Source organism: Vibrio sp. 10N.222.48.A3, from assembly GCF_041475345.1.
Lineage (GTDB): Bacteria > Pseudomonadota > Gammaproteobacteria > Enterobacterales > Vibrionaceae > Vibrio > Vibrio tasmaniensis_A.
Genome location: NZ_JBFRVX010000299.1, coordinates 1 through 4,570 on the forward strand (window position 1 = coordinate 1; position 4,570 = coordinate 4,570).

The following is a 4,570-nucleotide window of genomic DNA, read 5'->3' on the forward strand; positions in this document are numbered from 1 at the left end:
GATCAGGTTGAGCAGGTGGCGTTTTTCTACTGATTCTCGGCTTACTTGCCCTTCATTCATTCGATATACGTTATTTGAACCCTTGTCCATTAAGCGTGTCAGTGCTCTGAGGCTGATCGATACCGTTTCACGAGTCTCTTCGTAACCACTCATGAATGTCGATGTCGACATTTCTGTATGCGAACGATAGTGCAAAATTTGCTCTTCACGTTGAACAACACGTTTCTTGCGTATTGATTGAATACGGTCTGCTAACTTAGAAAAATTCGCGTAGTCCAACCATTCAAGCTTATGGCCGACAGATTTATTGGTTGTTGGATCAAAGTAGCGACGCTTCCACTTGGGTTTGCCTTTACGCAGCCAGCGCCACAGTATGTCTCTTAAATCATCTTTGAAGATTTCACGCAAAGCGTAAATGAATGACATCGATACGATGAAAGATGCAGTAATCTCTCCTAGAAAGTCGCGAGCTAATATAACGGTTGTGGTAACTACCACCATGACCAAGCCTGTGGCGATGCCTTTAACTGCTCTCTTCACGTTCTTACCCATTGATGTCGTCTTTTCTTTGAGGACGATAGGGTGTTCGATCAAACGTCGCAACAGTCGCATCTTGTTGCTCAAACGTGTTACGTCTTCTCGTACCTTCGCTGAGTTATAGCGATTAAGTTTTCGATGGGCGGTCTCTTTTTCACAAAGCGTCAAGAGTCGCTCTTTTATCGTCGAGTATTCACTGCCACGTGGCATATGTGATACCAAAGATAAGAACTTTTGCTCCGTGTACCAAGAAAGGTAATTATCAATATTGGCATAATAGCGCTTTAGGTTTTCTTCATAAGGAATACTACGACGAAGCTTCTTGAGGATATCCAAAGCCAGTTCGATGACTTCATCGACGTCATCAGCCGTTACGTCGTCACTATCTGTCTTGTTCAAGCTGCTCACGGCTTTATCTAAAGCAATCACGTATTGATAGGCGAACAAACTCAAACTCACACGATACTGTGTCGTCGATAAGCGTCCGCGTTTTGCCAAGCGGCTGTGTACCAATGGTAATAGTGTCTTATCACTGTAGTAAGCGCGCTTTTGAGTAATTGAACTGTAGAAGAAGGCACTTTCAGAAAGTACTTCCGGAGTCAGTCCGAGTTCACCGGGAATGAATAGATAAACGTCCATATCGAGCTTTTTGGTCTTCGCCATCGCATGGTTAATTTTAAGTGTTATCGCATCTTGTTTATCAACGGTGATCAACGATGTCTCCTAGAATATAAAAATATGAATGAAACTAGCGAAAGCATATCAGAGATCACGTATAATCACCGCCAAATTTAAAGTAGAGACAATCTTGATGATTAATATTGGTCAAATAAACAACCTAGAAGTAGTAAAACAAGCAGACTTCGGTGTATTCCTTGACGCGAGCGACTATGGAACCGTGTTGCTGCCGAAACGATTTACTCCTGAAGGTGTTGAAATTGGTCAAAAGCTAGATGTTTTTTTATACATTGATTCTGACAACCAGATCGCTGCCACAACTGAAAAACCAATAGCTCAAGTAGGGCAGTTTGGCTTGATGACGGTTGAAGGTGTTAACAGCACTGGTGCATTCATGAGCTGGGGCGTGAAAGGTAAGGACCTTCTTGTTCCTTTCAGCGAGCAGCGCGGCCGTTTAAACGAAGGCCAGTCAATCTTAGTATATGTGTATATCGATAAAGCATCGAGCCGTATCGTTGGTACAACGAAGTTCAACAAATGGTTAGACAACACACCTGCGACTTATAAGCAAAATGAACAAGTTGATCTCATTATCGCTGAGCGCAGCCAACTTGGTTACAAAGCGATCGTGAACGGTGAACACTGGGGTATGATTTTCCCATCAGACATCATCGGTAAGCTGTTTATTGGTAAGACACTAAAAGGCTACATTAAAAATGTTCGTGAAGAAGACGGTAAGATTGATTTGTCTCTTCAGAAAATTGGTGTCGCTAAGATGGATGACCTAAGCACTAAGGTTCTGGATCTTCTTGAGAAGAAGGGCGGTTACCTGCCTTTGAATGATAAGTCTTCTCCTGAAGCTATTTTCTCTGCATTCAGAACCAGTAAAGGTACGTTCAAGAAGACAATTGGTGGTTTGTACAAATCTGGCAAGATCACTATCGACAAAGAAGGTATCAGCTTAGTTAAATAAGCGATCCTTTCGGTCAAAAAAAAGCCCAAACCTTCCTGTTTGGGCTTAGGGGAAAGGGCTCCGAAGAGCCTACGCTAATCGTTTCAATCTTTTGACTATTAGGTTGAAGTCTAGTTTAGATTCCCTAAAGTGCGATTTTTCTTATTTGAAATAGTGACTTGAATTGATGTTTGTATAATTAGTCGTTGATTTACAAGCGCTCGCACACAGAGTTACATGACCGGTAGAATAGAAAAAGCCCAAACAATTAACATTGTTTGGGCTTTTTGTTTGTGCGATTCGTTAAGCCGTTAAGCCCGAAAGCTATTTAGAATAGGTTCTTATCGCGCACGAGTTCGCGTGGTAAACCGTTCTTCACTCGGTTGCCAACCCACTTACCAAGGCCGATGATCGCACCATTGTACTTCACTAGTACTTCACCTTTGCCTGACAAGTCTTCAGGGCGAACATCGCGTCCCATGAACCATTCACGAGCATCTTCAATGCTAAGGTCTACAATGTTGGCTTCATTGCCTGTTGCGAGCGTTGTCGCGACTTGGTGCTGCCAGCGGTAACCTTTTTTATGTGTTTCAGCGATCTTGATGCCCATGCGAGAGAAACGGAACTCACCGATCATAGGTTCTAGCGCTTCCGGGAATAGCCAAACGTCTTTGTCACGAATCCAAACTTGAGTATCACTTGGTAGTTCGATATCGAGTGCGCCCAGCAGATGTTCAGCGACTTCTTGTTGAGCTTTCTTTGACGCTTTTTCAAATGGGAATTTGCCCAGACGTTTTTTCACTTCTGGTGGTGTCACAGACGCTAGTTTACGGATGCGTGCAACGAAGAAACCTTCTGAATCATACACTTGTGGAAAAATGTGTAGAAAGCCTTCTTCTGTCGTGGTTGCTTTAGCATTGTCGAATAGTGATTCAAGAGATTCGAACACTACCGCATCACCAAAGGTCTCTTTTAGATGGTGACACACTTGTTGGTTCTCTTCCGTGCTTAACGTACAGGTTGAGTAAACCAGCACGCCGTTAGGTTTGAGAGCATGAAAAGCACTTTCGATCAGATCTTTTTGAGTGTCAGCAATATCGACTACAGATTGATACGTCCAGTTCTTCATCGCATCAGCGTCTTTGCGAATCGTACCTTCACCAGAGCAGGGCGCGTCTAGCAACACAGCATCAAACTGTTCTGGTAACCAACCACCGAAAACTCGACCGTCAAAGTTACTTAGAGCGGCATTACGAACACCACAACGTTCGATGTTAGCGTGAAGGACTTTCACACGGCTTGCTGCGTATTCATTGGCAATCAATACGCCGTGATTATTCATTAGCGCCGCGATTTGCGTTGTTTTAGAACCGGGTGCAGCCGCAGTGTCTAATACGGCTTGGTAGTCAGCCCCACCTTGGAAAAGTGCTGACGGTGGCATCATAGAACTGGCTTCTTGGATATAGAAAAGGCCAGACATGTGTTCTGCCGTATTACCTAGTGGCGCTTCACTTTCATCAGCTGTAATCCAAAACCCCGTTTCGCACCAAGGTACAGGTTCCAGTTCCCAGCCTTTGTCTTTTGCTCGTACTAAGAAGTCCTCAACACTGATTTTCAATGTGTTGACTCGAATACTTTTACGAAGTGGTTTTTGGCATGACGCGACAAAAGAAGCTATATCTAGATGACTAGGCATGATTGATTCGATGTGCGTTAGGAATTCTTCAGGAATATATACGTTAGCGTGCAAAAGAGTGTCTCGATTTATTGCATTGATGCGGGGGAGTTTAAAGCAAAATGAGGCCGTCCTAAACCATATTTATAGCAAACAACAAAAATGCAGCCGAATGGCTGCATTTTGATGATGAATTATTCTTTGTTAAGCGGTATTAATTTGCATGGAGCTTCTGAGGGTTCACTTTATGGGCGAGGAATTGCGGTTCTCCATGATTTCCACTCATCTTCGGCTTTAGGATAGAGATAGAAAGACTGATCTTCGTTTGCCACTGGCTGAAGTTCATTGGTCGGTGGCGTTGAGAATGTAATACCACCTCTTAACAAGCTGTCTACCGTTCCAGCTTTGATGTTTGCGCCAGAGAGACCGATAGAGACATCGACACCAGATACGTTCCAGAACACGGTGTTTGCGCGGATCAGATACGCGTAGTCAGGTTCGATTTGAATCGTAGAGATGATTCGGTCAGCAAACTCGCCTAACTGAACATCAATAACACTGCCGATTTCTAGCTCACGGAATAGGATAGGTGTGCCTTCAGATATCGAGCCTCGCGTTTCGCTTTGTAGCTGGAATATCTTGCCTTCAGGCTGTACTGGCCCCTTGCTAAGCTTAAATTTCGTATTTCTGTCACCATTGCCCGGGTCTACGTCTGTCTCTTATACACA

At 43.9% G+C, this 4,570-nt stretch carries 3 protein-coding genes and 1 pseudogene; 1 reads left to right on the forward strand and 3 read right to left on the reverse strand.

Features of this window, described 5'->3' with window-relative positions:
• On the reverse strand, nucleotides 1-1,251 hold a 1,251-nt coding region (locus AB4653_RS09550), incomplete at its 3' end, for a hypothetical protein (RefSeq protein ID WP_372103982.1).
• A 28-nt stretch (nucleotides 1,252-1,279) separates the two neighbouring features.
• Here AB4653_RS09550 and AB4653_RS09555 point away from each other — a divergent pair.
• A complete protein-coding gene (locus AB4653_RS09555) occupies nucleotides 1,280-2,188 on the forward strand; it encodes a S1 RNA-binding domain-containing protein (protein WP_009846647.1) in 909 nt (302 codons plus the stop codon).
• Nucleotides 2,189-2,495: 307 nt separating this feature from the next.
• Here AB4653_RS09555 and rsmF read toward each other — a convergent pair whose 3' ends face one another.
• Nucleotides 2,496-3,917: a 16S rRNA (cytosine(1407)-C(5))-methyltransferase RsmF gene (gene rsmF / locus AB4653_RS09560; protein ID WP_102257895.1), complete on the reverse strand. Its 1,422-nt coding sequence runs from the start codon at nucleotides 3,915-3,917 to the stop codon at nucleotides 2,496-2,498.
• Nucleotides 3,918-4,087: 170 nt separating this feature from the next.
• Nucleotides 4,088-4,555, reverse strand: a pseudogene (locus AB4653_RS09565) (MlaD family protein); the annotation flags it as partial.
• Between the last annotated feature and the right edge of the window lie 15 nt (nucleotides 4,556-4,570).

Bases quoted from the DNA above. Each gene is read 5' to 3' on its own strand.
- AB4653_RS09555 (WP_009846647.1), top strand. From the start codon at position 1,280: ATGAAACTAGCGAAAGCATATCAGAGATCACGTATAATCACCGCCAAA.